Origin of the sequence: Mesorhizobium sp. M1E.F.Ca.ET.063.01.1.1, assembly GCF_003998155.1 — a bacterium.
Lineage (GTDB): Bacteria > Pseudomonadota > Alphaproteobacteria > Rhizobiales > Rhizobiaceae > Mesorhizobium.
This window is the reverse complement of the sequence record NZ_RZSC01001407.1, coordinates 1-702: the sequence shown is the minus strand read 5'-3', so window position 1 is coordinate 702 and position 702 is coordinate 1. Positions and strand designations below refer to the sequence as shown.

Annotated in this window: 1 protein-coding gene and 1 pseudogene; one reads left to right on the top strand and one right to left on the bottom strand. The window is 63.2% G+C overall.

What is annotated here, in order from left to right; genetic code table 11:
- A pseudogene (locus EOA29_RS38875) lies at positions 1-228 on the bottom strand (GFA family protein); the annotation flags it as partial.
- 90 nt (positions 229-318) lie between these two features.
- Here EOA29_RS38875 and EOA29_RS38870 point away from each other — a divergent pair.
- The gene (locus EOA29_RS38870; protein WP_126093592.1) at positions 319-642 is read left to right on the top strand and encodes a TfoX/Sxy family protein; all 324 of its coding nucleotides are present in this window, start codon (positions 319-321) and stop codon (positions 640-642) included.
- Positions 643-702: the final 60 nt, after the last annotated feature.

Below are 702 nucleotides of genomic sequence, written 5' to 3'. Positions count from 1 at the left end.
GCGCGGATGCTCGTCGTCCTCGATCTCGGCGCGGTAGACGCCGAGGCCGCGCTTGCCTCGGATTTTCATCGTGTCGTAGTCGGCGCCGAGGTTGATCGCAAACCCGCCGCCGCCCTGCTGCTTGCGGCAGATCGAACAGTAGCAGAGCATGAACGGCACCGGCGTGTGGCTTTCCACCTCGAAGCGGACGGCGCCGCAGCGGCAGGAGCCTTTGAGCAGGACAGGCATGGCGGGAACTCCGTTTTCAGGTTCTCAACCTGTCAGCATGCTTTTGGTTGCGGCGATGACAAGGCCCATGCCGGATGAGATGATTGCGGCATGGACAATGACCGCCTTGAAGACCTGTTCGAGAGCCTCGGACCGATCAGCATTCGAAAACTGTTCGGCGGCAAGGGTATCTATTGCCACGGCGTCATCGTCGCGGTCGTCGTGCGCGGCGAACTGCTGCTGAAGGCGGACGAGGAAACCATCCCCGATTTCGAAGCTGCCGGCTGCAGCCAGTGGACCTATACCGGTTCGCGGCACGGCAAGCAGGTGGCGATGCCCTATTGGAGCGTTCCGGACAGCGCCTTCGACGATCCCGACGAGATGGCGGTCTGGGCGCGCCGGGCTTATGAGGCTGGGCGAAGGGCGGGGAAGTGAAGCGGCAACTTTCGAGCGTCGCGGCTTGTGTCGGACTACTGGAAACGCCGAGTTCCCGCC

Bases quoted from the DNA above. Each gene is read 5' to 3' on its own strand.
- EOA29_RS38870 (WP_126093592.1), top strand. From the start codon at position 319: ATGGACAATGACCGCCTTGAAGACCTGTTCGAGAGCCTCGGACCGATC.